Raw genomic sequence first — 25855 nt, forward strand, 5'->3', positions numbered from 1 at the left:
ATCAGATCGCGTCGCGAATAGTCGGGCAGCTCATGCAATGACCGCCGCCGCGGCCACGGCCGAGCTCGGCGCCAGGAACAGCCAGAACCTCAATGCCCACGGCCTTCAGCGCGGCGTTGGTGTCGTCGTTGCGGTCGTATCCAATCACCACGCCGGGGCGCAGCGCCAGCACATTGTTGCCGTCGTTCCATTGCTCGCGGGCACGCTCTTCGTCGGTGGAGCCGCCGGTGGGCACGATCTGCAGTTTCCTGTAGCCAAGCACCTCTGCGACGATGTCGAAGATCGGGCGCGGGTCGTGGCGGAACGACAGCGGCGCCCCGCCTTCGCCCGGACGGATATCATAGCACATCAGTTCGTCCGCGACCTCCTTGAAGGTCGTAACCACATCGCCGCCGCACAGGGTGAAGACCGTATCCAGATGCATGGCGGCCCGCGACTTCGGAATGCGGAATGCCAGCACCCGGTCGACCACGCCCTTGGCAAACAGCGCCTCCGCCAGCTGACCGATCCCCTGCGGCGAGGAGCGTTCTCCCATACCCACAAGCACGGTGCGGTTGCCGACCGGCATCACGTCGCCGCCTTCCAACGTCGCCAGCCCATGCTCCTTGGTCGGGTCGCCCCAATGGATCTCCACCTTGCCGGCGAATTTCGGATGGAACTTGTAGATCGCCGTGTTGAGCAGCGTTTCCGGCCGACGGGCCGGCCAGTACATGGGATTGACCGTCACGCCGCCGTAGATCCAGCAAGAGTTGTCACGGGTAAAAAGCGCGTTGGGCAAGGGCGGCAGGATCAGGCCGTGATGGCCGAGATAGCTGCCGAACAGGCCGGTCGGCTTGAACGGAAGATCATCCGCTGCCAGCCCGCCGAGCAGATATTCGGCCAGTTTGGCGCCGGGCAGTTCATCCATCCAGGCGCGCAGTTCCTCCATCATGCCGACGCCGACCTGATCCGCGTTGACGCGTTGGTCAAGGACCCAGGCCCGGCCGTCTTTCAGATCCAGCGTTTCGGCCAAGAGCACGTTGACATCGAGCACCTCGACGCCGTCGTCGCGCATCAGGCCGGAAAAGACGTCGTGGTCCTTCTGGGCCTGCTTGACCCAGAACACGTCGTCGAACAGTAGTTCCTGGCAATTGGAGGGCGTGAGGCGTCGATGGGCGAGACCGGGGCGGCAGACGATCACCTGCCGCAGCTTGCCGGTTTCGGAATGCACGCCGAATTGTGAAGTTGCGTTCATCGCAATGTTCCCACGTTCGAGACGGTTACAGGGCGCTGATCGCGCCGGTCCACATCAAATAGCCGGCAATCGCCGCCGCGATCACGATGCCGAGGCCGATGAGGGCTTCGATGCCGGAAAAGGCTTTCTCGCCGCGCGCATGCCGCGCCCACCAGTAGACCGGAACCCCTACGGCATAAAGCAGCGCGCACATGAAGAGGTAATTGGGACCGGCGGCATAGATCAGCCAGACGCCATAGCACGTGGCGAGCGCCCCGGTGAACATGTCGCGACCCCGTCCCTCGCCTGCCCCGTAACCTTCACCAGTGACGGCGAGTTTCAGCGCATAGGCGCCGGACAGCACGTAAGGAACCAGAATGGCCGCCGAGGCGATGTAGAACAGCGCGAGATAGGTCGAGTTGGCGTAGAAGGTGACGATCAGGAAGATCTGTACCAGGATATTGGTGATCCACAACGCCCCGGCCGGGGAACCGTTCTTGTTTTCGATCGCGAACACGTCCGGCAGAATGCCCTCGCGGGCCGCGCGGTATGGGATTTCAGCCGCAAACAGCGTCCAGCTCAGGAACGCGCCGGCGACCGAGACGACGAGCCCGATCCTCACCAAGACGGAACCCCAGGGCCCGACGACCTGCTCGAGGACGTTCGCCATGGAGGCGGCCGCCGGCAGCCCCGCAAGCTCCGGCTGGGTCATGATGCCGAACGACAGAAGCGAGACGCAGAGATAGACGCCAAGCGCGATCACAAAGCCGATGATCGTCGCGCGGCCGATATCGGCGCGCTTTGCGGCACGGCCGGAGACGACGCTGGCGCCCTCGATGCCGATGAAGACCCACAGGGTCACCAGCATCGTGCTCTGGACCTGGGCCATGACACTGCCGAGATCAGGCGTTGCCACGCCCCACAGATCCAGATCGAACTTGGGAAGATTGAAAGCGAGCAGGACCACGACGATGAAGATCGCGATCGGGGCCAGCTTGGCGATCGTCGTCACGACATTGATGATCGCCGCCTGACGGATGCCCATCAGGACGAGCGCATGGGTCGCCCAGAGCACGATCGACGCCCCGACAATCGCCTGCGTCGTGTTTCCTTCCGCCCCGAAAGCCGGATAGAAATAGCTTAAGGCCCCGAAGATCAGCACCACGTAGGACACGTTGCCGATCCAGGCGCTGAGCCAGTATCCCCAGGCGCTGTTGAAGCCGACGAAGTCGCCGAAACCGGCGCGGGCATAGGCGTAGGGACCGGCATCGAGCGCCGGCTTGCGGGTCGACAGCCCCTGGTAGACGAAGGCCAGGGCAAGCATGCCGATGCCCGTGATCAGCCAGCCGATGATGACGGCGCCCGGAGACGCCCCCTTGGCCATGTTCTGCGGCAGGCTGAAGACGCCTCCGCCGATCATCGAGCCGACGACGAGAGCCACGAGCGGCAGCAGGCCTAGCTTGTCGGATATCTTTCCAGATTTGGGTGTTACAGCAATATCCGCGACAGTCATGTTCGTGCTCCTTCGGTAGAGGAATTTTCCGAAGGCGTTCGTCAGCCTTCCGGTTACGCAACGCATCCCGAAGGATGCGGCAGAGGGCACGCTTGGCGCGAGACGTTTGCCCGCTTCGCTTGAGATAGTGTTAGTGGCTGCGCCGCTTGAGCGGCTTGATGCATATCAAAATGCGAAAGAAATCGGCCCGCAAACGCCCATTCTGCTCCCGGGTTTTCGCCGGCGCCGTTCAGCGGGCTTGTACAGTCTGAATGCCCTTAACTTGCCGCCGGCCTTCGTGCTTAAAGAACCATTGCTTGGTCGCTTCCGATGCGAGCAGATACAGCAGCGTGATGACGAGAATACCGGCCATCACGAAGGGCGGCAGCGGTACGAAGCCGAACCAACCGGCAAAAGGCAAATAGGGTGTGGCGACGGCCAGAAGCAGGGTGGCGAGGCTGAGCCAGGCGAGCAGGCTGCTGGGGCGGCTCAGCCAGAACGCCTTGCGGGTGCGTATAACGAAGACGATGGCAAGCTCGGTAATCAGTGACTCCACGAACCATGCCGTCTGAAACGTCTCCGCGCTCGCCTGCACGACACCAAGCAGGAAGCCGAAGGTGATGAAATCGAACAGGGTGCTGACGAGGCCGAAACTCAGCATGAAGCGGCGGATATAGCCGATATCCCAATGCCGTGGCGATTTGGTCTGGTCGATGTCGACATTGTCGGAGGCGATCGCCAACGAGGGAAGGTCGGACAGGAAGTTGTTCAATAGGATCTGCTTGGCGAGCAGCGGCAGGAACGGCAGGAACAGCGAGGCGAAGGCCATGCTGATCATGTTGCCGAAGCTGGCGCTGGTGGTGATCGAGATGTATTTCATGGTGTTGGCGAAGGTCTTGCGGCTGTCGTCGATCCCGGTCAGCAGCACGCCTAGATCCCGTTGCAGGAGGATCATGTCGGCGGCTTCGCGCGCCACATCGACCGCGCTTTCCACCGAGATGCCGATATCGGCCGTGTGGAGCGCAGGCGCGTCATTGATGCCGTCGCCGAGATAACCGACGGTATGGCCGCGCTGACGCAGCGCCGCGATGATGCGCTCTTTCTGGTTCGGGTCGATCTCGACGAAGAGATCGGTTTTCGGCGCAAGGCCGAACAGCGCTTCCTTCGTCATGTGCGAAAGCTCTTCGCCCGTGATCATGCCATGCGCCTTCAATCCGACTGCCGCAGCCAGATGCTGGGCGACGTAGCGGTTGTCGCCGGTGATGACTTTGATGCCGATGCCGCGCGCGGCCATCGCCTTCAGCGTCTCCGCAACCCCCGGCTTGGGCGGGTCTAGGAAGAGCAAGAAGCCCGCGAAGGAGAGATCGGCTTCGTCCGAGCGGCCGTAGGACGGCTTTCGAGGAATATGGCGGATCGCCAGCGCCAGCACCCGATAGCCCTCCGCGCTCCACGCCTTGAACCTCTCCTCCAGCGCATTGCGTCTTTCGTCATCGAGCGGGGCCGTCCCGGTTTTCGTCAGGACCGATGTGCAGGCGGCGGTGACGTTCTGGACCGCGCCCTTGCAGATCATCAGGTCATCCTGCTCGGCGTCCTTGCACACCACCACCGAGAGCGATTTGCGCACGAAATCATAGGGGATTTCATCGACCTTGGCATATCCGGCGATATCGCCGCTCCCGGCGGACGCGGCGGCGATGGCTTCGTCGAGCGGGTTCTTCAATCCGGTTTGCAGCATGGCATTCAGCCGCGCCAACAGCATCACGTCGGCCGATGCCGCGCCATCGGTATCGAAGTAACCGTCCAGATGGATGACGCCTTCCGTCAGCGTCCCGGTCTTGTCGGTGCACAGGATATCCATGCTGCCGAGGTTCTCGATCGCTTCCAGACGCCGAACGATGACACCGTTGCCGGCCAGCGTCCGGGCGCCCCGCGCTAGCGTGACGCTGATGATCGCCGGCAGGAGTTCGGGCGTCAGGCCCACGGCGAGCGCCAGCGAGAACAGCAGGGAATCGATCAGCGGCCGCTCCAGCAGCAGGTTGGCGACGAAGACTAGGACGACGATCACCAGCATGATCTGCGTCATCAGATAGCCGAAGCGGCGGATGCCGGCCGCGAATTCGGTCTCGGGCGTCTTGCGCTGGATGGCGGCGGCTATGCCGGCGAATTCCGTCCGGTTGCCGGTCTTGACGACGAGCACGCTTGCCGTGCCGCTGCGCACAGACGTGCCGGTGAAGACGACGTTGCTGCGGTGTGACAGTCCTGCATCCAGAGCCGTCTCGCCGGGTGATTTCACCACCGGAAAGGTTTCGCCCGTCAGCACGGCCTCGCTGACGTTGAAATCGCGTGCCTCCAAAATGACGCCATCGGCTGCGATCAGGCTTCCTGCCGATAGTCTGAGGATGTCGCCGGGGACGATCTCTTCCGTCGGGATGTTGGTTTCCGCACCGTCGCGCAGGATCGTAGCCTTGGCTGAAATGCGCTTCTTCAGTGTGTCCATCGCCTTCGAGGCGCTGTACTCCTGGGTGAAGCTCAGCATACAGCTGGCCAGCACGATCACACCGATGATCAGCGCTTCCTCACCTTCGCCGACGACGGCCGAGACAATCGCCGCGAAGATCAGGATCAAAACCAGCGGGCTGTAGAACTGCCTCGCAAAAAGCCGGAGCGGCGTCGCGCCGCCCTCGCTGGTCAGACTGTTTCTCCCGTCCCGGGACAGGCGGGCGCGCGCCTCGTCGGAGGAGAGCCCTCCTGTGGTCGCCTGCAGTTCGATATTCAGGTCGGCGACAGGCCGTGACCAATAAGCAGCAGAGGGGGCGGCATCGTCTGTAAGCGACGATGACGTGACAAGTCCGGATGGTTGCATCGCTTTTTCCTCGTCGCGATTGCAAGGACCGTAGCGCGACACTGCGGATGTTCTTCCCAAAACGGTTATGCTTGCGACACAAGCAGCGTTATGCCTCAAGCCGTGTTGGGCATTCGGGAGGTGAAAGTTGCTCGGGTGACCGCCACTTTCATGCCCGCCTCGCTCGATGAAATCGCGACGACCGCATCGAGTTGCTTGGCGAGTGCGTCGATGATCACGGCGCCGAGGCCGGAACCGGGCTCGGGAGATGCGTTGACTTCACCCCTTCCGACACCGTTGTCGGAGACGACAAGTTTCCAGTCCGGATCCTGAACCTCGTAGCTTACGAGGATGCGCGCATCCGCCCTCGGTTTGGGAAAGGCATATTTGATCGCGTTGATCACCAGCTCGGTGACGATCAGGCCGAGACTGACTGCATTCGCCGAAGGTATTGAGCTTTTATCCGCGGTGACGTCAATGGTCACCGTGTTGGTCTCCGGCACCATGGACGCGGCCAGCCCCGAACATAGCTTCTTGAGATAGGCGGCCACCTCGATCTGGTCGATCCCGTCGGTCAGGTGCAGATAATTCTGGACCGCAGCCACGGACATGACCCTTTGATGGGCATCATCGAGATGATGGCGGGTTTCTGGCGACGTCACGGCCCGGGCCTTGAGCATCAGGATGCTGGCGATAATCTGAAGGCTGTTGGCGACGCGGTGCTGCATCTCCTGGAAGAGGACACGCTGCTGCGCGAGCAGCTCCTTGGTACGCTCCAGCAGGGCCTGTTTTTGCGCTTCTGCCTGTCTCGCCTCGGTGATGTCCCGAAACGCCAGCAAGGTCATTGACCGGCCGGAACCCGTATATCGCACCGTCCTAGCGCTCAACAGCATGGTACGTCGACCGAGCCGGGGAACCTCGCGCTCGAACTCGAAACCGGCGATCGGCTTGTGCTCGGGAATAGCGGTTTTCAGGAAATCGCGTAGCACCGGGATGTCCCACTGCCGCTCATCGAGATCATAAAGGGTGATCCCGTGCGAATGGGTCGGATCAATATCAAACGTGTGATAGAACGCATCGTTCGCCGCGATCACACCGAGCTTGTCGTCGAGAACTACGAATGGTTCGGGTATAGTCTCGACGATCGCCAAAGCGAGCGTTTGGGCGTCCTCTGGATGTTCGAACTGTTTCATGGGGCCCATGCCCCCAACGATGTCGGCGCGAGCCGCGGCCTGCACATGAATTACTGTTCCGATGTTATGACCTGCCTCGAATGACCCCTAACACATTCGCACCATCAAGGGACAGGTGTCCGTGCGGGTTTTTATTCCCGGGCTGCCGCTGCATATCTAGCTGGCAAGCTCTCTCCTTCCAACTTCTTGCTGATGCCACCCTGATCGGGATCGCGATCCCCGTGTAACCGAGGTCGGCTCGATCGAAGGACAGGTCGATATCTTCGGCAGACCGACGAAGGGCACCGAATGCTTTGGAAATGGACGTGCCACTCCTGGCAACGCCGTCGGCGGGTCCTGCCTCGTAATAGTGGATCTCGAGCACTCCTGAGGATGCGCGCTTTAAGGTTGGCTTTTGTGACATGATTATTCCGCCTGAAGGTTTCCGTCAGATGAAGCTGGCTTCCTGTGAGGCAAGCAAAACAAAGACCGGGGCAAGCTCGACCGGCTGGCCGGGGCGACCGAAGTCGCTGTCCTTGCCGAAATTCTTCACCTTCTCGTCCGGCTGGCCACCACTCGGTTGGAGAACCGTCCATACCGGTCCCGGTGCGGCGACATTCGCGCGGATACCTCGTTCGATCAGCTGTTTGGCGAGAGCCTTCGTATAGGCGACGATACAGGCTTTTGTCGTGGCATAGTCGAGCAGTATCGGTGACGGGTGATAAGCCTGAATGGAAGCTGTCGTTATCACCGCGGAACCCACGGCCATATGCGGCACGGCGGCCTGTGCGATCCAGTGAAGCGCATAGAGATTGGTCTTCATCGTCTTATCGAAGTCTTGGGTCGACAGATCCTCGATCTTCTCGCAATACTGCTGCCGACCGGCATTGACGACGAAAATGTCCAGACCGCCAAGCCCGGAAACGGCCTTCTCTACGAGCTCCTTGCACCATCTTCGTCCTTGATATCTCCCGGCAGGGCGACAGACTGTCTGCCCTCGGCTTCGATAAGGGCGATCACCTCTTTCGCGTCCCATTCCTCATCCGGCAGATAGGCAATCGCGACATCGGCGCCTTCGCGAGCGAAGGCGTTGCCGCGGCGCGACCGATGCCGGCATCGCCGCCGGTGACGAGCGCCTTCCAGCCGTTGAGCTTCCCCGACCCGTGATAACTCTCTTCGCCGTGATCCGGAATAGGATCCATCTTGCGGGCAAGGCCGGGGGCCTGTTGCGGCTGATCCGGAAAAGCGGGACCGGGATAAAGCCTACGAGGGTCGTTTAAGGAGAGTTTGTGGTTCATGATGACATCCGATGTTTTTTGAGAATGCATGTCTGCGAACGCCCGTTTTATTCTTTTGTTCCTGCAACTCCGGCGGCTCCGAGCAAACTTTGAACCTTCGTTCGCCGTGATTATCGATGAACGAGGAAATGAAGTCCAAGTGCGCAGACAAGCAGATGCAAGATCGACCACATCGCCGAAAGCGGCAAAGACTGCAGCATGCTCGGCGACGGCAAACAAGGACGATATTGGTGGCGAAAAGGCGGCGGTTCCCGAAAGAGCAAGGCACAGGTCATCCCGGAGCTACAAAGGGTGGCGAGAAACGAGCAGGCAATCGCGACCGGCGACAAACCGTCACGGCTTCGGCAAAGAACACGGCTGCTAACGAAAGGCCTATCGCCGAGCACCGCGCCCGACTCTGGCGAGTCCGGTCACGCGCTCCAATGACGCTCCGCTCACAGGTGCTATGTATTCTTAGACCAAGTGTGTTGGTTTTCACGCGGAACTGAGCCTTATGCGCCTAACCGGCTCAGTTCTGCGTGGAAACCAACACCGAACGGCCCGCTGATTCCGGAAATCCACCAGAACGCCCCGCACGCCCAGTATGTAGCGCGTAAAGGCGAGATCAACGCGTGGGACAATCCCGACTTCGTGGCAGCCGTGAAGGCGACCGGCCGCAAGACGCTGATCGTCGCCGGCACCATCACCAGCGTCTGCATGGCCTTCCCGGCCATTGCGGCGGTACAGGGCGGCTACAAGGTCTTCGCCGTGGTCGACGCATCCGACACCTATTCCAAGATGGCTGAGGAGATCACGCTTGACCGCGTCGTGCAAGCCGGTGTCGTTCCGATGGACACCGCCGCGGTCGCCTCCGAACTGCAGAAGACTTGGAACCGCCCGGACGCGCAGGAATGGGCTGAAGTCTATACAAAAATCTTCCCCGCTTATGCGCTGCTCATCGAAAGCCATCTTAAGGCCCAGGAAGTCGTGACCAAGAACGAACAGTTCGACTCAGCACGCGGCTGATTTAACTCAGATACTCCGCGCGACGCGGCACCTATCGCTCCGAGTATCTACCGTGCTTAGATGTCGAACGTACATGTCCGGCGGATGCTGTCGGATCGCCCGGAGATCAACAGCGAAGGCGAGATCACAATCTCGAGCCTAGATTCAGCGTGTTGAAGGCCATGTTTGCCATCATTAAGCTCGATTCCGACCACCCACAGAGCACTGCTGTCAGCGTGCCCTATGTCGATTTGCTCGAAGGGAAGCTTGCAGGTTAGTTCACAAGACGTGCCAACGGTACCTTTACCGACAACGACAGCCCCTCGGCTCGCCAGTCCTTTTCCATCGTCCCGCTCAGGCCTTGGAGCGCCGCTTTTTCGAGCGTTGTACCGAAGCCTTCGCGATCCGATGCCTCCGCGAAACCCAGGGCGCCATGCTCATTCCATTTCAGATGAAGGAGTTCGTCTGCGGTACAAACGTCGACGGTCAATGTGCCGGAAGGAGTGGATAGGGCTCCATACTTTGCCGCATTCGTCGTCAGTTCGTGCAAGAGAAGCGCGAAAGATGTCAAAGCAGTGCCGGCGAGAGGCGCATCCGAGCCAGTGATGACAATGCGTGAGCCGTCAACATGTTCGTACGGCGCCAGAATGGCCTTGAGCAGTGCGGTCACGGTGGTGTCAGTTTGATTTGCCTCACCATCGCGCGTGAGGTCAGGCATCGTCAGTTCATGCGCCATGGCCAAAGCGTGCATCCTCGATCTAAGGTCCGCCGCCAGGTCTGTTACGCTTTTCGACCGCCGCGCGCTCAGAGAGATAAGACCCGCCGCGAGGCTGAACAGGTTCTTGATCCGGTGATTTATCTCGCGCAGGAGAACGTCCTTATGGCGAGCTGCCTCCCTGAGGGCCTCCGCCTGCATCTCCAGTTCGTCTCTCTGCGCCGCCAATTGCTGGCGTTGTCGGTAGAGTTCAAAAAAGACGTCAACCTTGCTCCGCAAAATGTCCGGCTCGATCGGCTTCTGAATGAAGTCAACCGCACCTGCCTCGTACCCGCGAAACCGACGCTGGCCGTCGGTTGTCCCGGCTGTGACGAAGATGATCGGAATACGGCGGGTACGGTCGTTGCCGCGCAGGAACTCCGCCAGTTCAAACCCGTTGAGGCCTGGCATTTGCACATCGACGAGGGCAAGCGCCACATCGTGTTGTAGCAGGAGCTCGAGTGCCTGGTCGCCCGACCGGGCTTTCAGAAGAAGAATATCGTCACGGCGAAGCAGCGCCTCCAGTGACAGGAGATTTTCCTCAAGATCATCCACCAACAGAAACGGAACCGGCTCCATGTGTTACACAAACCTCTTTAGATATTGGGCAATCGCCTTAAGTGAAAGGACACGGGCGCCGGGACACAATCGGAGGGCGGCTTCAGGCATTGCGGTTGCGAACGCGTGCGCCGGGTCTTGAACCAGCGCCAGCCCACCCGCTTTGACGGCGGCAGCCAGACCGGTGGCACCATCGCTGTTGGCACCGGTCAGCACCACCGCAATCAGCGCCGGCCCAAAGGCATCGGCACCGCTTTCAAACAAAACATCGATCGATGGACGAGAAAAAAGAACGGGCTCGTCGGCAGATAGTGAAAGAGTCTTATCCACTTCAATCAGCAGATGGTAGTCGGGTGGAGCAAAATAGATCGTGCCACCGCTCATCGGTTGTTTGTCCATGGCTTCCTGGACGTCAAGCTGACACTTGGCCCGAAACAGTTCGGCCATGATACTGCGTTTGTCTGGCGGAACATGAACGACGACAATGATCGGCAGGCGAAAGTCGGCGGGAAGCGCAGGCAGGATGACCGACAGGGCTTCGAGCGCGCCAGCAGACGCGCCAATAACGATGGCTTCGGGTTGAACTCTCGTCATTCCGCCCGCCTCTGGTAAATTTTCTGCTCACGCACGAAATCGACGAAAGCGTTGGCGTGACTGGAAAACCGCAAGCTCTCCTTTGCGCCGAGACCGAGAAATCCTTTGCGGGCGATCGAATCCTTGAAGAGACCGAGCGCGCGGTCCTGCAGATTCCTGTTGAAATAGATCATCACGTTGCGGCAGGAAATGAGATGCATTTCTCCGAAACCGGCGTCAGTTACAAGACTGTGATCGGAGAACACGACGTTTCGACGCAGGGTCTTGTCGAAGGAGACCCTCCCGTAGGCCGCCTGGTAGTAGTCCGAAAGCGAGGACTTGCCCCCGGATTTTCTGTGGTTCTCAGTGAAGAGCGGTATCCGATCGAGGGAATATACTCCCGCCTCTGCAGCTTCTAACGCTTGATGATTGATGTCGGTGGCGTAGAAGATTGTCCGATCTTCGAGCCCCTCCTCCCGGAACAGGATGACCAGCGAATAGAGTTCCTCGCCGTTGCTGCAACCGGCAACCCAGACTTTCAACGAGGGATAGGTACGAAGATGCGGTACAAGCTTCTCGCGGACGGCTTTGAAGTAGGTCGGATCCCGGAACATCTCGCTGACCTGAACGGTCAGATAACGTAGCAACCGCGGCAGCAGAGCCGGATCATGCAACACGCCTTCCTGCAATGCCGAGAAGGTTGGAAAACCTAATTGTTCGCGAGCCTGCTTGAGCCGACGCTTGATCGACGCCATCGCATAGTTGCGAAAATCGTAATGGTACTTGAGGAACAGGGCTTCAAGCAGGAGCCTGATCTCGATGTCTTCGATCTTTGCGGGTGCTAATTCGCTCATTTGGGCATCCAGACGCGGACGAGCGACAGCAGCTTCTCCACGTCGAGCGGTTTGGCCATATAGTCATTGGCGCCGGCCTCGATGCAACGCTGCTGATCGTCGGGCATGGCCTTGGCGGTCAGCGTGATGATCGGCAGCTTCTTCCAGGCCGGGTTCTTGCGGATTTCACGGGTGGCGGTGAGACCGTCCATGACCGGCATCATGACGTCCATGAGCACCAGTTCGATCGGAGCATCCGAGGTTTTCTGCAAGGCCTCGAGCGCCTCTCGTCCGTTGCGCGCGATGTCGACGCTCGCCCCACGCGGTTCGAGAATATTGGTGAGCGCATAAACATTGCGCACGTCGTCCTCAACGATAAGAATGCGCCGTCCTTCAAGCAGGGCGTCGCGGTTGCGGGCCTTTCGGATCATCTTCTGCTGTTCGTCGGGCAGCTCGGAGATGACCTGGTGCAGGAACAGGCTGACTTCGTCGAGCAGGCGCTCGGGAGACTTCGCCCCCTTGATGATGATCGACTTCGAATAGCGCCGCAGCTTCTGTTCATCGTCGCCGGACAGCTCGCGGCCGGTATAGACGATGACCGGTGGGAAAGAGTAGGCGCTTTCCTGGCTCAGCGTTTCCAGCAGCGTATAGCCGGAGGCGTCCGGCAGGGAGAGGTCCAGGACCATGCAGTCAAAGGTCTGGTCCTTGAGAAGATCCAGGCATTCGGCTGCTGTGCTCGCTGTGACGGTCTCGACATCGCCCGACCCGAGCAGTCTGGCTACGGCCTCGCGTTGGACGGGATCGTCCTCGACGATGAGAATGCGATGGACCCCTTGAGAAAGTTTCGCGTCGAGCTTTTGCAGGACCTCGACCAGTTGTTCCCGGTTGACCGGCTTGGTCATGTAGCCGACGGCTCCCAAGGAGTAGGCCGACTCTGTGTGATCGCCAGCGGAGACGACGTGGATCGGAATATGGCGCGTTTGGACATCGTGCTTCAGTCTATCGAGGACTGCGAGACCCGATTGGTCGGGTAGGCCCACATCCAGTACGATCGCGTTCGGCATGTGCTGCTTGGCAAGGTTCAACGCCTCCTCGGCTGTGCCGGCCACGATCGACTGAAAACCCAGCTCACGTGACAGATCACGTACGATGGCAGCGAAGGTATCGTCGTCCTCAATGACGAGCAGGATCCGTTTGGTCGTGGTTATGGCGTCGCGATCATCCTCGACCTTACGAGACGGTTTTGCTGGCGCAATCGATCCAGCCTGTTCCGGCTGGACTGATGCCGAGATCGCCGAGACGGGCGACGGTTGATCTCGCGGCGCCACACTGGCCGGATTGTAGTGGTCGGGGACGGTCACAATGAACGTACTGCCCTCACCGGGCTCGCTCTGCAGTTCGAATTCTCCGCCGAGGAGCCGCACAAGCTCGCGCGAGATGGATAGACCAAGCCCTGTGCCGCCGAACCGCCGGCTGATCGTGCCATCGGCCTGGTGGAAGGCCTCAAAGACCCGTCGCTGCTGCTCCTTGGCGATGCCGATCCCGGTATCGGAAACCGAGAAAGCGATCTTGCCACCATCCAGCCCTCGAACAGAGAGCCTGACCTGCCCGGCGTCGGTGAACTTGATCGCGTTGGAAAGCAGGTTCTTGAGCACTTGTTCGAGCCGTTGCGGATCGGTCTCCAGTGTTTGCGGGCTATCTGGCGCGATTTCGACAGCGAAGGCCAGTTCCTTGTCCGCGGCAAGCGGTTCGAATACCTGGCGCAGATTGTTCGCCAGACGTTCGACCGCCACCGTTTCCGGCCTTATTTCCACACGGCCGGCCTCGATCTTCGAGAGATCGAGAATGTCGTTGATGAGGTTAAGGAGATCGTTGCCGGAGGACTGGATCGTCTTGGCAAACTTGACCTGCTCGTCGGTGAGGTTGTCTTCCGGATTGTCGGCGAGGAGCTTGGCGAGGATCAATGACGAATTGAGCGGCGTGCGAAGCTCATGCGACATGTTGGCCAGAAAGTCCGACTTATATTGGCTTGCCTGCTCCAACTCTCGGGCTTTCAGCTGAACGGACGCATTGGCCCGCTCTAGGTCGTCGCGCTGTCCTTCCAACTGCTGGGCCTGCTCTTCAAGCTGTGAATTGGTCTGTTCGAGTTCGACCTGTTGTTGCTCGAGGCGGGCCTGGCTTTCTTTCAGCACCCGGCTTTGTTCCTCCAGTTCTTCGTTGGAAACGCGGAGCTCCTCGCTCTGTGTTTGCAACTCCTCTGACTGTCTCTGAGTTTCTTCTAGGAGGTCCTGGAGCTCGGCACGGTAAATCGCCGACCGGACGGCGATGGCGACCCCCTCCGAGGCACGCTCGAGAAGGGTTATGACGCGTTCATCAACCGGGTGCAGAAAGCCGAGCTCGATCACCGATTTGACCGCGCCATCGACGCTGCCGGGAACAATGACAAGATGTTTCGGTTTGTCTTTTCCGAGCGCCGAACCGAAGGCAAGATACCCGTCCGGTACTTCGCCGATCACCATTGATCGGCCTTCGGCGGCCGCCTGCCCCAGCAAACCCTCTCTGGGCCTGAACTGCGCCGGCACGCTGGCCCCATCCGGAATTCCATAGGTGGATGCGCGCTCGAATTGCTGGCTCTTTGCAGTAAAGACTGCTCCGGCCACCGCGCCGACATAACGTGCGAGGAAATCAAGGATGCTGTTACCGAGCTGGTCGAGTTGCTGATCTCCCAGTGCGGCTGCCGCCAAGCCGACCTGTCCGGACTGTAGCCATTCGTCACGGCGGCGAGCCAACGTGGCACGCCGGATCAGAAAACCGATCGTGGCGGTCAGGAGAATGCCAAGCAGCCCGGACAAGAGGGTGCTGACGAGCGCACGCTGCTGAGCATCCTCCATCTCGACAAGGCGACGGGCGCGAACCTCTCCTTCCGCCTGACTGATCGCGGCTATCTGCGCGCGGATCGCATCCATCTCGATCTTGCCGCGGTCGGAATTGACGATTGCGAGCGCGGCTTCTAGGCTTTGGGTACGACGAAGGTCGATGGTTTCACTCAATTCTTTTAGTTTGGCGTCGACATGTTGCCGAAGCGCCTTCAACCGCTCACCCTGGCCTGGGTTGGCGCCGGTGAGCTCACCGATCTCATCAAGCTGTGGCGGGACTGCCCCGAGGGCGACCGTGTAAGGAGCGAGATAGGCCTCGTTGTTTGTAAGAAGAAATCCGCGCTGACCGGTTTCGGCATCTTGAACCTGCGAGAACAACTCATCGAGCGCGACGATGGCAATGTGGGTCTGCACAATCCGCAGGTTGCCTTCCCGAATGGCCTGCGAATTAAAGTATGCGACAAGGGCGCTGACGACAAAAAAGATAACCGCCGCAGCTAGGCCAAATGCCACACTGAGATCAAGGCCCAGTACCAATTTGTTGGATGGGGGCCGTTGGTTTCGATTCATGGCTTCTCTCTGACAGCTTGCCTTAAAAGGCTGGTGATAGCATGGTTTGACGGCATTCGCCGACGATTTGGCTCTAGCGCGTACTGCAATTCAGATCCACGTCAGGCCACGTAGAGCATTCTGGCAAGTCACTGAATGACCATCGCCGAAGGTTGGGTGACGCACTTTTCATGGAACCCGGTCCAGCAATGACCGAAGGTTCGAGACGATAACCTTTGTCATCGCGCCCGATGAAACCCCAAGGACGGCCGCCGTAGCGTCGGCGACAAACGGCACGTCGCTCGGTTCGGTCGCCTTTCCCTCAAGCTGGGTGAACGGCCCGTCCGTTTCGGTGAGGAGGCGGTCCCGCGGCAGGCTTGCGATCAGGTCTCGACCGCGATCGGTTCGTGTCATTTCGGCATTGATAGAGAAGTAACACCCTAGAGCCACCGCTCTGCGAGCCTCGCTCTTGCTGCCAGTGAACCAATGAAGCACGACGGTCCCGCTGTCTCGTGGAAGATAAGTTTCGATCATGTCCAGAACCGTGGGCGCGCTCCTGACGCTGTGTACCGTGAGTATTTTGCCGCCGGCTTCGGCGCATCGTATGAGCACACGCTGAAACACATGTTTTTGAGCTTCCAGCGACTTGTAGAAGCGAGGGCCCGCATCGAGACCGACCTCGCCCACGTAGCGTGTCTCGGGCAAATGACGTTCCCACAATGGCAGTTCATCGGCGCGGTCGGCAACCAGTTGAGGGTGTAGCCCCAGCGCTGCGCGAACATAGCGTGTGTGTCGCGTGAGTTCGTGGTTGCGTGCCCACGCTCTCGGCGTCGTCGTCACCGTCAGCGTATAGATCCGCGCGGCTTCCGCCCTTGCGACGGCCGCTGCGTGATCGGGATAGAGGTCGAGGTGACAGTGGAAATCCACGCCACGGATTGATGCCGTCTCGCTCATCCGGGTCTCGTCCTCACGCCCTTCAGGAGGTCCCCGACTTCCTCAAGTCCGCGTCGGTACACGTCCGCGAGAGCGGCTTGCCGCTGCGGACTTTCATCGAAGAGCGGTCCCGGTTTGTGAATGAGGAGCGGCGCCAATCCCGGACGCGCCCGAAGGCGCTCGATGGCAAGCTGGAAGGAGCGGACCTGCACCCCTTCCGACTGTCGGGTGTCCAGCACGTGAGCGGCGAGATCGGGCACGGTATAGACCGTCGGATCGGTATCAGGCCGCAAGCCCTTAAGCAGGGCCGCGCGCCGTATAAGACAAGGCAGGCAATAGCCGCAGTGTTGTGTGCCGAGCCCTTGCCATCTCCCTTTCGTGGGGGAGGCGCAGGAGAGCGATGCCGGCGTGAGCTGACGCAGAAGCGTCAGGTTGGCGCATTCCTCTGCCATCTCGCCTTTCGTGCGATCCCAATAGGGGTTCTCGATGCGGCCAACGATCCCGAGCTCGGCCAGGGCATCATTCCAACGGGCGATATAGAAGGGATGCGTCGTGCGCGTGCTCAGCGCGCCGAGCCGGAGCGGGTCGAGCGGCACGTTGACCGCGATCAGGCCGTTTTCGGGTACTTTCAGAGTGAAGGCCCGCTCAAGGCCGGTGCCCGCGAATATCCCCAGAGCGAAGAAGAGGAAAGACCGCCCTCGCGTGGTGTTCTCCCCAGCCGATCCACGCACCAAACCATCGGGGAAAGCCATCCAGAGACGCAGGCGCTCGAAGCCTCGTCCGCGATACTGCGCTTTGAGCGCCTCGTAGATTGTTCCTTGCGCATCGCTGGTGGCGCCTTCGCCGGCATGACTGATGAGCAGCGGGATACGGCCCGCCTCGAGGGCATCGATCGCTCCGATCAGACTGTCGAGGCCGCCCGAGAACAAGGCGAGGTCGTCGAAAAGAGGTCCCAGCAGCCTTGCGGGAGCCGTTGAAGCCACGCGCGCGAAGCGCGGTGGACGGGAGCGGAATCCCAACGACCAACGATCACCGGTGAGGAAGTTCAACAGTCTTTCGAATGTCGAGGCGGCGCCCTGCCAGCGACCCACGTCCGAGACGGGGACGATCAAGCGCAATTCACGCGTCCAGCCATCCTGGGATTCGCTATCGCGCGAGACGCGGGTGTCGGCAGCATGAACATGCGCCGCCAATACCAGGAGATCCACGCCGATTTCCGACGGGAAGACCCCGAGGCGAGAAACATCGGTCAATGCGCGCCCGATCCCATGGTCGAGTGTTCGTTCGCCGACGACGAGGTCGAGCCGGGTTTCGGCTTCTCCGTCGCCCAGTGGCATACGGTCACGATCGCCAGGCCCGTAGCGGCCAGTGATAACATGTCTCCTCATTCGCCCTCCGCCTCCGCCTCACCCATAATCCGAAGGATGCCGAATGCCTGCTCATAGACGCGCCCGACAAAGGCGAGCACACGATCGGGCGTCAGCGCAGCGGCCGCAGCCCGTGCCGTCGTCAGCGCATCGGCGACCCCGCGCCTGATGAAATCGTTGAGCTGCGCCTGTACGCGCGCGGCTTCCCGGCTGTCGCTGGGCAGTGTCACTGTCCTTGCCCCGATATCGTTGCAGAGCCGGGCTTCGATCGCATTCGTCGCATAGAGTTCGAAAACAGTCTGCATCTGTTCGGCGGTGATGCCGTCGAGGTCCGTGATGCCTGCTCCGGCGAGGTCGGCGATGGTTTCTATGAAGGCTTCACGGGCGATACCTTCATCGATCGACCCGCCATCGGGGCAGACATAATCCGCGAGACCGAGAAAGATCTCTTCGATCGGCCTGCCGGCCAGGCCGTCGAGGTTGAGGGCGCGCAACGCTTCGGTGGCACCACGGTTGACTGCATCCGACAGGAAGCCGAGCAGGCGACTGCCGGCGCCCCGGGCCGACCCCATCCGCGCGGCCGCCGTACGCGCGCCGCCGGAGGACGAACCAACATAGTGAGATACAGCGCGGCCGAGACTTCTGCGGTCGTCACCGCCGGAACCGGCGAAGCGCGAAAAATTGTTGCGCGCCGCTGAAAAGCGGGTTGGATCCGCGATCGGTGGCAGTGGAGGTCTCACTGGCGCAACCGGCGGCGCGTCAGGTGGTGTTCCGTCAGGGGGAGCGCCGTCCGGCGGCTGACCCGGAGAAGCAGGCGTACCGTCAGGTGCTGCCGGCGCGGCGCCGTCATCCCCAAGCCAGCTTGGGACAAGAGGAGTGCTGCCGCCCTGACCGCCAAATGCGCTGGATGTGCCCATCAGCGGCCTCCCTGCCGGGTGCGCAAAACACCGTTGGCGGCCGTCTTCAGCATCAGCCCACCGTCCTTACCCCATGTCTGCAGCAGTCGATCGTAACGCTGGACGGCCTCACCGTCCTTGATGACGCCCTCCCAGCCTCCGCACACCCATGGACCGAGGCGATCTCGAGGAAGTGCGTCGAGAAAATCGAGGAGTTGGCCCTGAAGCGTGGGATGGGCCTTGATCAATACCGCGAGACCTGCCGCGCCGGCGGGCTCCGTGTCGAAGGCGTCAGCGCCGACGATGCGGCCGCGAACCGCTTCGAACACCTGTGCAGCCTCAGGTGGGGCGAGCCGCTTGAGATCGGCTTCCAGTCCCTGCACGACGAACTTCCCGCCGAAGAGTTGCTCGACGACAGCCGCCAGGTGTCCGAGAACGGAGGCGGCGCCGAAATAGTCCTTCCGATCCTTGGCCACAAACAGGTAGGGACGGAGATCCTCGTCGCCGATCATTGTGGGCACCATCGCCCAAGCTTTGATGACGGGCGACGAGAGCCACTCACCCAAAAGCGCGCTCTCCGTCGACTTCACCACTTCAAGCGCGGGTTTCGCGCTTTCGGCGTCTTTACCGGTTGTTTTCGCCGCCTTCGCCTTCGGTTTGTCGTCCTCCTTCTTTTTCGCTGCGGCTTCCAGAGGAGCCAGATCGGCGCATTTGCCATCGCTCGCAGCCGCGGCTGCGGCGGCGATCTGGTCGAACAACCGCGGAATGAACCGTTCGGCGAGCATCAGCTTGGCGAGGACGGGCAGCTTCACGTCATCACCGAAACCCCGCGCCTCGGCGGTGAGCTGTCGCAGAACCAGCGTATTGAGGAAGCGCTTGATCTGTCGTGGGTTGCCCTTCGTGCCGCTAGCGAGGATCGGTCCGATCTGATCGCTGAGGGCGAGCGCATTATTCGCACGGGACGCCTTGTCGCCAAGGGCGGTTCTGACCGAGGCGGAATCCAGCGCACCTGAGGTCCAGGGACGTTTCAGGCGCTCTCGTGCGACGCCAATTAGTTTGTTGAACGCCGGATCGTCGTCACCCAGTTCGGACCCGACGAGCAGCAACGTCACGTAGATGCGCGTTTCGGTGTCGCCCAGCGCGGGGATTCGAAATGGGACCTGGATCAGCTTCTCGAGATAGTTGCGGGCATATGTCTGCGGTCCGGTCGTATCAGGCAGATCCGGGAAATGCTTGCGCACGGCGTATTCGATCATCGCCTCGTCTGCCGCGACCACGAACGCGGTCCGTGACGTGAAGACAAACAGCCGGACCGCTTCCAAGGTTTCGATGGCTGTGTCCGGGAGGCAGCGATCGAGGTCATCGATGAGGACGACGAGCTGTTCGACACCCGCCTTTTCAAGGAGTTCATCGAAGGCTTTGCGGAAGGCGTTGATCTCCTCTGGAACGTTGGCGCTTTCACCTTCCCCGTCTTTCAGCAGCCCCTTTACGCCATCGATAGCCGACTGGACATTATCCTTGGTGGCGAGCTTCGCCGGATCGGAAAGGAAACCCTCCAATGTGCCGACGATTGCACCGATCTGGTCGGGCGTGGGGATGCCCGTAAACGCGGTGAAAGCGAGACCGCCAGCTTTCTTGGCGACCTTGAGCCAGTCGATACGGCGGAACACATCCTTGACGGCTTCACCTGCCCGCGTCAGCGCCGGCCGCTTCTCGATGAGCCCGGTGACGATGCCCTCGATCAGGGCGATCTTGGCATCCTCGAACCCCTGAAAACGCCATCCGTTGAACTTGAGGCAAAGGACCTTCGATTCCTTCTCGAAACCAGCTTCGATCATCTCCAGGACGCTCGATTTGCCGGCGCCCCAGTCGCCATGCACGCCGATCGTCACCGGTTGATCAGGGCGATCTCGCAGCAGCTGAATAATCGTCGTGGCGATCGCCTCGTTGTTGAGAAGATCAACCTTGGTTTCGTTGTCTGTCAGGATCATCGGCTCCCCCCGTTCTGATCGAAAAGTTCCCGGACCGAGATGTGGGGTCGGCCCGTCTCGGCCGCCCTGCGGACCTTGCGCTCAAGCACCGCCTTCAGCGGAATCTGGCGATCGAGCGCATCGTAGATGTCACGGCCGTCCATACAGATGAGCCGCTTGCCCGAGCCGAACGCAGTCAGCCCCTCGGCCGTGAAACCATTATAGCTGACGAAGAGTCCTCGCGCCCAGGCCGCCTTCTGTTCGAGCTTACCGTGGAAAACGTGCAGATCGGCGACGCCGGTCGGCAACGCATGCCACTTCGCCTCGAAAAGGTAGGTCTCCTCGCCAAGCAGGAAGCTGCCATCGATCTGCTCGCCGGTGTTGCGGAATGGCTCTCGGGCGGTCAGACCCGCCATATCGAAGCTGCGCTTCAGGAAAGCCTCGAAAGCGTAGCCTCGCTCATGGGCTTGAAGCGATGCGACGGCCACGAGTTCGTCTCGCAACTCGGCGAGGAGACGCCAGTCGAATGCCGGCCGGGGAGCCTCACCAGCGCCATTGGAAGCATCTCCTGTCAGGCGCGCCAGAAGTGTCAGATACCGTCCTTCCGCGTTGACAACAGGATCCGGCTGACCTGTGCGCGAGAGGTATTCGCCGCGATGTTCCCAAAGCGCCCGTAGCGCGCGGATGGCCGTGGCGTCGTCGACTTTCTGGAGGAAGCAACGCAAGCGCTTGCCCTTTGATCCGCCGTGCTCGGCGTAGATCGGATCGTCTATGTCGATGTCGAGTTCGGCAGCAAAGAATTGCGAGAAGCTCGAATCCGAAAAATCCAGTACGTAGCCACGCCCCCGCGCGAATTCGACGAGGTCCTCAATCAACCGCAGATCGATGGATCGTATCGAGCTAATGAACGTCCTCCCCCGAACACCAGTGTATCTATTTGTTTACTGTTTCTTCCAGGACTGCAACTTTCGCAAGTATTTCATCGAATGGAGGCGGGCTCTCGTCGAACATCATCGGCGCCATCGCGCGATAGTCCGCCCGCAGGTCCTTGATGCGCGCCTCACTCGGCAGAAGGCGAAGTGTGCCCGCCCGAGCAGTGTCGTAGTTCGCCCAAGCCGATCGGAAGAAGATCGCCTTGTGCTTGGCCACAGTGACCATGAGGTCGACGTCATTGGCGGCGACCTTTCCCTCTTCGGTGTCGAGGAGCATGGCGAGATCATAATAGTGCCGTGAGAAATATTGCGGCGTCGCCGAGTCGGCAGGACGATGCGCCTCAGCGTGCAGGGCCGTGGCTTTCTCCCAAAAGGTCCGTTGAGCCGCCAGAACGGTGACAATCGTATCAGGATGCTCGAAGAAATCTGGGAAATCTTCCGCCGCATATGGGCGGATCACCTTGTCTTGGGTCGGCCAAGGATCTCCACGTGCTCCGAACTCCAGCTTCACGCGCGGCGTAATATAAGCCATGCCCGAATATTCTGCCGTACCCAACGCGGTCGGATAGTGGAAGTTCACCGTTTGGCGGTCGGCGGGATCTATTTCCAGCGACCACTCGCCTTTGTTCGCCTCACCCAACTGCGCGACGATTACGGCACGAAGGGCCGGAACCAGCTTTTCGGCGATATGCTGCTCGACATCGCGCACCAGCGCTTCGATAAGCTTGTTCGCCTGCTTCTTGCTGATGCCCTCCTGCTCGGGATCGCGATCACCCGTGTAACCGAGGTCGGCTCGATCGAAGGACAGGTCGATATCCTCGGAAAACCGGCGGATGGCGCCGAACGCTTTGGAAAGGGACGTGCCACCCTTGAAGACGAAGGAGGCTGTCTCCTGCTTCTGCAATTCGAACAGTCGCCTCAGGGTCCAGCAGACCCAGAAGTCCTTTTCGATGATGGTGTTCGCGACGCCACGGGCAGCACCCGTCTCCCCGAAGAGGGCTGCCCGATCGCGAGGCGGTAAAAGCGCCACCTTATCCATTGATGCCACCCGGGGCAGCGTTGGCGATCGAGACGAGCGTCGGACGCATCCAGGCAGGCGCTTGGATCGCAGTGGACGCGAGCGTCTTCTTGTCACTTGCCGATAGGCGCTGCGCCGCGACATGCATGACGTCGGCGGCCCGCACAGGTCCGACGTGACGTAGAGCCTGAACGACTGTCCCGGCCACACTGCCCGGCGCGACCAGATGCTTGGGCGAGGCGTGACGCAAATCCACCACGCGCTTGCCCAACACTACGCGTCGTGAGGGCCCGTCAGTCAGATAAGTGCTTTTCGCGGGGACCTGTGTCGAGAGGCCGAGCGCATTCGCCGCCCGCGCACCAGCGATTTGCACCTGCGAGCCGGTTTCGCGGGCGAGCGCCTGGGCGACATCGTCAGGGGCCGGCGCGAGAGGACCAAGCTTCGGATGGATCTTTGGGAGATCGTATAGACCCCGTGCGAGCCGGCGAAGTTTTCCGCTCTTTGCCAATCTCGAAAGCGCCTGGTCCACTGCCGCGCGGCCGGCGATCCTCAAGAAATCACTAGGCGTGAAAACGCCACCGCGGCCGTTTGCTCGAGCGCGCTTCATAATCTGGTCGGGAACTGATGTCGTGGTCGTGCTCATATGTCAGAAAATAGCCTATATTTTTCTGACATGCAAGCGTTGCCAAAAAGGGCGTGTCCAGTGGAAGTTCGTTACCGAACCCGCCAGTGCAAGCTTGGATTTTCGGCCGCGATTTCGTCAACGGCGATGGCCTTTATTCCGATGCTCATGACCAAGCTGTGCGGATTAGGCAACCATCACTCAATGAAGGGGGACTCTTCGTCAGTTTCGGTCTCGCCTCCTTGAGACGCGGCGATCTCGCTTTGCACCTGATGTCTGTTTAAGAGGCCGGCGTCCTCAAGCGCTTCGATGTTCGGCAAATCACGCAGCGTCTCCATGCCAAATGCCGAGAGGAAGTGTCTCGTGGTCACGTAGGTGTAGGGTGCGCCCGGCGTCGGGCTGCGTGGCCCGGACGACAGGAAGCCCGCGCCACGGAGCGCGGCGATGGTATCCCGACTGACTTCCTTGCCGAAGATCTTCGACAACTCGGCTCGCGTGACCGGCTGGAAATATCCCACCGCCATCAGCACCATCGCCTCGAACTCCGACAGCGCCCCCGCCCCGCCCCGCGTCGGCGCCGACGAGGCCCGGATGGTCTCCGCGAACCGCGGCCGGGTGCGATGCTGCCAGCCGCCGGCAACCGAAACCAATTCGTATGGGCGATGGCGCAATTCCTCGACGAGGTCGTCAATGAGGAGATCGAGGCTGCAGTCCCGGCCGACCACTCTTGCCAGCGTCTCGCGGCTGACCGGCTCGGCCGAGGCAAAGATCACCGCCTCGACCCGCAGCATTCCCGCCAGCGCAACTCCGGCGGCAAATCTTCGAGTTCGCGGTCGTACAACACGTCGTGTTGCAGATGCTTTTCCTGTCGACGCCGGGTTTTCGTTGCGCTAGATCCGGTCATGGTCACAACCCAAAAGTCCGAAAAGAGGAACGGCCGGACAGTTCGCGCACCGCCTCAAAGCTTTCGAGACGCTCAAACAGCCGGGTCGCCGCCCAGCGCGACAGATTGCTGCCGGGCGCCGACGCCGGCACGGCATCCCCGCTGAGCAGCTTACGGATCACAAGCTCGGCACCCTTGGTGCGCAGTTTTGGCGCCACGGCCAGCAGCCGCGCCGCCCGGCGGTCGATCTCCACGGCGGAGCGGAGCGCCGCCTCGACGCCGTCGACCAGCGCAAGGCAGATCGCTTTTGGATAAGCCGGTTCGCCCGGCCGGACACGTCCTCTGCCACCGATCGTGCGGAAGGCAGGGCCAAAACGTTCGGGCAGCAGCAGCGGCACGGGTTTTGGCCATTTCAGCTTGTGCGCCAACACGACGTCGGCCAGCCCTAACGCCAGTACCTCGGCGTCGGGACGGGCTGCGCAAATCGCTGCTATCAGGTCCGCCGCGACGAAAGGCGCCGCCCGCCCGGACTGGAGCGCGGTATCGATCCGGTCCGGGATCGCGGCAAGAGCATCGTCCCAGCGGATCCCCACCAACACGCAAAGCTCCTTAACGAATGGCAGGGCGATTGTCCCGAACCGGCGCGTCAGCAATCGTGTGGCCAAAAACAGCTTTCCCGCTGGCCCCGGATCGTCGCCGGCGGCGGTGAGCAAAACCGCGTCACGTAGCGCGCCTTCTTCCTCGTTGCGACCGCTCATCCTGGCGGCGACGGCCGCCGATTTCAGGGCGAGGCGATCACGCCAGCAGCCCAGCCATGGCGGATCGGCGCGGATCAGATCGTCCAGTGATTTCAGAGCGATACCAGCGGCGAAGGCAGCGTCGATCTCGCAGGTGTCGCGACCACGCGGCAGAGCCCAGCCCGGCAGGCGGGGCGACCAAGCGGGAGCCGTTGATGCGGAGGGCGCGAGCGAATCCATGCGCTAAAGTGTAGATCATGTGCGCAGTTTAAGCCAGAAATATTGCCTTTAGCCGCACGCCTTGTCGGGAATAAATAACGTCCAATAATCTTGCATTATCGGACGTTTTATGCTTTGTAGAGAAAAGGCCGTTTTCGTCGACCTGACCATCTTCCGCACTCATCAAGCGGACTGAGCAGCGTCAAATATCACACCTACGGACGTCGTGACCGGGGTCGCCGCAGCGGCCTCAGGTAGATTATAGATACCAAGGAACCTGGACACCTGCAATGGCGCTAAGCATCAAAGATCCCGAGACCGAGAAACTTGCACGCGCGCTCGCCGCGCGCACCGGTGAAACCATCACGATTGCGACGCGGCGCGCGCTCGAGGAGCGCCTCAAGCGAATTGGATCACACGCGAAGAAGGATGCGCTGATGCAGGACATGGAGGCAATGCAGCGGCGCCTGAGCGCTTTGCCGATCCTCGATGATCGCAGTGCCGAGGACATCATCGGCTACGACGAAAACGGCGTCCCGAGCTGATGGTGATAGACACATCTGCGATTGTGGCGATCTTCTTCAACGAGCCGGACGCCCAGCAGTATCGTGAACGCATCGCCGACGATCCCATGCGGCTTATCTCGGCAGCCACGCTTGTCGAAGCCTCGATGGTTATCGAGGGGCGGTTTGGCGAGGCGGGCGGAGCAGAACTCGATCTCTGGCTGCACAAGGCCAGAGTTGACGTCGTGGCGGTAACAGCCGAACATGCCGATCAGGCGCGCCGGGCCTGGCGCCGCTTTGGAAAGGGCCGCCATCCGGCCAGCCTCAACTACGGCGACTGCTTTTCCTACGCTCTCGCCGCGCTCACCGGCGAGCCGCTGCTGTTCAAGGGCAACGATTTTTCACAGACCGACATCCAGGTGACCTGGTCATGACGAACGAGAGACCGCAGTCCGAAGATGCCGAGGTTCTCCCGCTTTCGAGCGAGACCCCTCGCCTTCCGACGCATCTGCAGGATCTCACAGAGCGCGCCCGGATCTATGTCGAGGCCGCCAGCTCCATCAACACGCGGAAGGCCTACACATCCGATTGGAAGCACTTTTCCGCCTGGTGCCGACGGCAGAACTTACCC

19 protein-coding genes and 3 pseudogenes are annotated in these 25855 nt (G+C 60.9%); 4 read left to right on the forward strand and 18 right to left on the reverse strand.

All coding sequences use genetic code 11. The features are described from left to right. Window position 1 precedes the first annotated feature (1 nt). From GVK95_RS21425 to GVK95_RS21445, 5 genes and pseudogenes are all read right to left on the reverse strand, one after another. Window positions 2–1234: an arginine deiminase gene (locus tag GVK95_RS21425; RefSeq protein ID WP_159952718.1), complete on the reverse strand. Its 1233-nt coding sequence runs from the start codon at window positions 1232–1234 to the stop codon at window positions 2–4. A 25-nt stretch (window positions 1235–1259) separates the two neighbouring features. Beyond that, window positions 1260–2726 (reverse strand): arginine-ornithine antiporter, encoded by a 1467-nt coding sequence (arcD, locus tag GVK95_RS21430; protein ID WP_159952719.1) that lies wholly within the window; start codon window positions 2724–2726, stop codon window positions 1260–1262. Window positions 2727–2955: 229 nt separating this feature from the next. Then, on the reverse strand, window positions 2956–5568 hold the full coding sequence (gene mgtA / locus GVK95_RS21435; RefSeq protein WP_159952720.1) for a magnesium-translocating P-type ATPase: 2613 nt from the start codon (window positions 5566–5568) through the stop codon (window positions 2956–2958). A 95-nt stretch (window positions 5569–5663) separates the two neighbouring features. Beyond that, window positions 5664–6740: a histidine kinase dimerization/phosphoacceptor domain -containing protein gene (locus tag GVK95_RS21440; RefSeq protein ID WP_159952721.1), complete on the reverse strand. Its 1077-nt coding sequence runs from the start codon at window positions 6738–6740 to the stop codon at window positions 5664–5666. A gap of 427 nt (window positions 6741–7167) precedes the next feature. Next, a pseudogene (locus GVK95_RS21445) lies at window positions 7168–8017 on the reverse strand (SDR family oxidoreductase). A 462-nt stretch (window positions 8018–8479) separates the two neighbouring features. On the opposite strand from GVK95_RS21445, the gene GVK95_RS21450 reads away from it, so the two are divergent. Then, on the forward strand, window positions 8480–9022 hold the full coding sequence (locus GVK95_RS21450; RefSeq protein WP_244618853.1) for an isochorismatase family protein: 543 nt from the start codon (window positions 8480–8482) through the stop codon (window positions 9020–9022). Window positions 9023–9275: 253 nt separating this feature from the next. On the opposite strand, the gene GVK95_RS21455 is transcribed toward GVK95_RS21450, so the two are convergent. The 13 genes and pseudogenes from GVK95_RS21455 to GVK95_RS21515 all read right to left on the reverse strand — a co-directional run bounded on the left by GVK95_RS21455 (window position 9276) and on the right by GVK95_RS21515 (window position 24742). Beyond that, on the reverse strand, window positions 9276–10334 hold the full coding sequence (locus tag GVK95_RS21455; RefSeq protein ID WP_159952722.1) for a response regulator: 1059 nt from the start codon (window positions 10332–10334) through the stop codon (window positions 9276–9278). A gap of 3 nt (window positions 10335–10337) precedes the next feature. Then, on the reverse strand, window positions 10338–10907 hold the full coding sequence (locus tag GVK95_RS21460) for a chemotaxis protein CheB (protein WP_159952723.1): 570 nt from the start codon (window positions 10905–10907) through the stop codon (window positions 10338–10340). After that, window positions 10904–11740: a CheR family methyltransferase gene (locus GVK95_RS21465; RefSeq protein WP_159952724.1), complete on the reverse strand. Its 837-nt coding sequence runs from the start codon at window positions 11738–11740 to the stop codon at window positions 10904–10906. Before GVK95_RS21465 ends, GVK95_RS21460 begins: the two co-directional genes overlap by 4 nt. Further along, window positions 11737–15165, reverse strand: a complete 3429-nt coding sequence (locus GVK95_RS21470; protein ID WP_159952725.1) for a response regulator — start codon at window positions 15163–15165, stop codon at window positions 11737–11739. Before GVK95_RS21470 ends, GVK95_RS21465 begins: the two co-directional genes overlap by 4 nt. 168 nt (window positions 15166–15333) lie before the next feature. After that, a complete protein-coding gene (gene qatD, locus GVK95_RS21475) occupies window positions 15334–16098 on the reverse strand; it encodes a Qat anti-phage system TatD family nuclease QatD (RefSeq protein WP_159952726.1) in 765 nt (254 codons plus the stop codon). Then, the gene (qatC, locus tag GVK95_RS21480) at window positions 16095–17465 is read right to left on the reverse strand and encodes a Qat anti-phage system QueC-like protein QatC (protein WP_159952727.1); all 1371 of its coding nucleotides are present in this window, start codon (window positions 17463–17465) and stop codon (window positions 16095–16097) included. Before qatC ends, qatD begins: the two co-directional genes overlap by 4 nt. Further along, window positions 17462–18361: a Qat anti-phage system associated protein QatB gene (qatB, locus tag GVK95_RS25330; protein ID WP_244618854.1), complete on the reverse strand. Its 900-nt coding sequence runs from the start codon at window positions 18359–18361 to the stop codon at window positions 17462–17464. Before qatB ends, qatC begins: the two co-directional genes overlap by 4 nt. Then, the gene (gene qatA, locus GVK95_RS21490; RefSeq protein WP_159952728.1) at window positions 18361–20331 is read right to left on the reverse strand and encodes a Qat anti-phage system ATPase QatA; all 1971 of its coding nucleotides are present in this window, start codon (window positions 20329–20331) and stop codon (window positions 18361–18363) included. Before qatA ends, qatB begins: the two co-directional genes overlap by 1 nt. Further along, on the reverse strand, window positions 20328–21185 hold the full coding sequence (locus tag GVK95_RS21495) for a restriction endonuclease (RefSeq protein WP_244618855.1): 858 nt from the start codon (window positions 21183–21185) through the stop codon (window positions 20328–20330). Before GVK95_RS21495 ends, qatA begins: the two co-directional genes overlap by 4 nt. 58 nt (window positions 21186–21243) lie before the next feature. Next, window positions 21244–22146, reverse strand: a complete 903-nt coding sequence (locus GVK95_RS21500) for a nucleotidyl transferase AbiEii/AbiGii toxin family protein (RefSeq protein WP_244618856.1) — start codon at window positions 22144–22146, stop codon at window positions 21244–21246. A 127-nt stretch (window positions 22147–22273) separates the two neighbouring features. Continuing rightward, entirely contained in the window at window positions 22274–22867 is a 594-nt protein-coding gene (locus GVK95_RS21505; protein WP_159952745.1) for a DUF6088 family protein, read from the reverse strand. Window positions 22868–23079: 212 nt separating this feature from the next. Next, window positions 23080–23786, reverse strand: a pseudogene (locus GVK95_RS21510) (SMC-Scp complex subunit ScpB). 2 nt (window positions 23787–23788) lie between these two features. After that, a complete protein-coding gene (locus GVK95_RS21515; protein ID WP_159952731.1) occupies window positions 23789–24742 on the reverse strand; it encodes a DUF1403 family protein in 954 nt (317 codons plus the stop codon). 269 nt (window positions 24743–25011) lie between these two features. Here GVK95_RS21515 and GVK95_RS21520 point away from each other — a divergent pair, with 269 nt between their 5' ends. From GVK95_RS21520 to GVK95_RS25145, 3 genes and pseudogenes are all read left to right on the forward strand, one after another. Beyond that, window positions 25012–25266, forward strand: a complete 255-nt coding sequence (locus GVK95_RS21520; RefSeq protein WP_159952732.1) for a type II toxin-antitoxin system VapB family antitoxin — start codon at window positions 25012–25014, stop codon at window positions 25264–25266. Continuing rightward, window positions 25266–25658, forward strand: a complete 393-nt coding sequence (locus GVK95_RS21525; RefSeq protein WP_159952733.1) for a type II toxin-antitoxin system VapC family toxin — start codon at window positions 25266–25268, stop codon at window positions 25656–25658. Before GVK95_RS21520 ends, GVK95_RS21525 begins: the two co-directional genes overlap by 1 nt. Next, window positions 25655–25855: pseudogene (locus GVK95_RS25145) on the forward strand (integrase); the annotation flags it as partial. The gene GVK95_RS21525 and the pseudogene GVK95_RS25145, both read left to right, overlap by 4 nt.

This window comes from Rhizobium sp. 18065 (genome assembly GCF_902706095.1).
In the GTDB taxonomy this organism is placed as follows: Bacteria; Pseudomonadota; Alphaproteobacteria; order Rhizobiales; family Rhizobiaceae; genus Allorhizobium.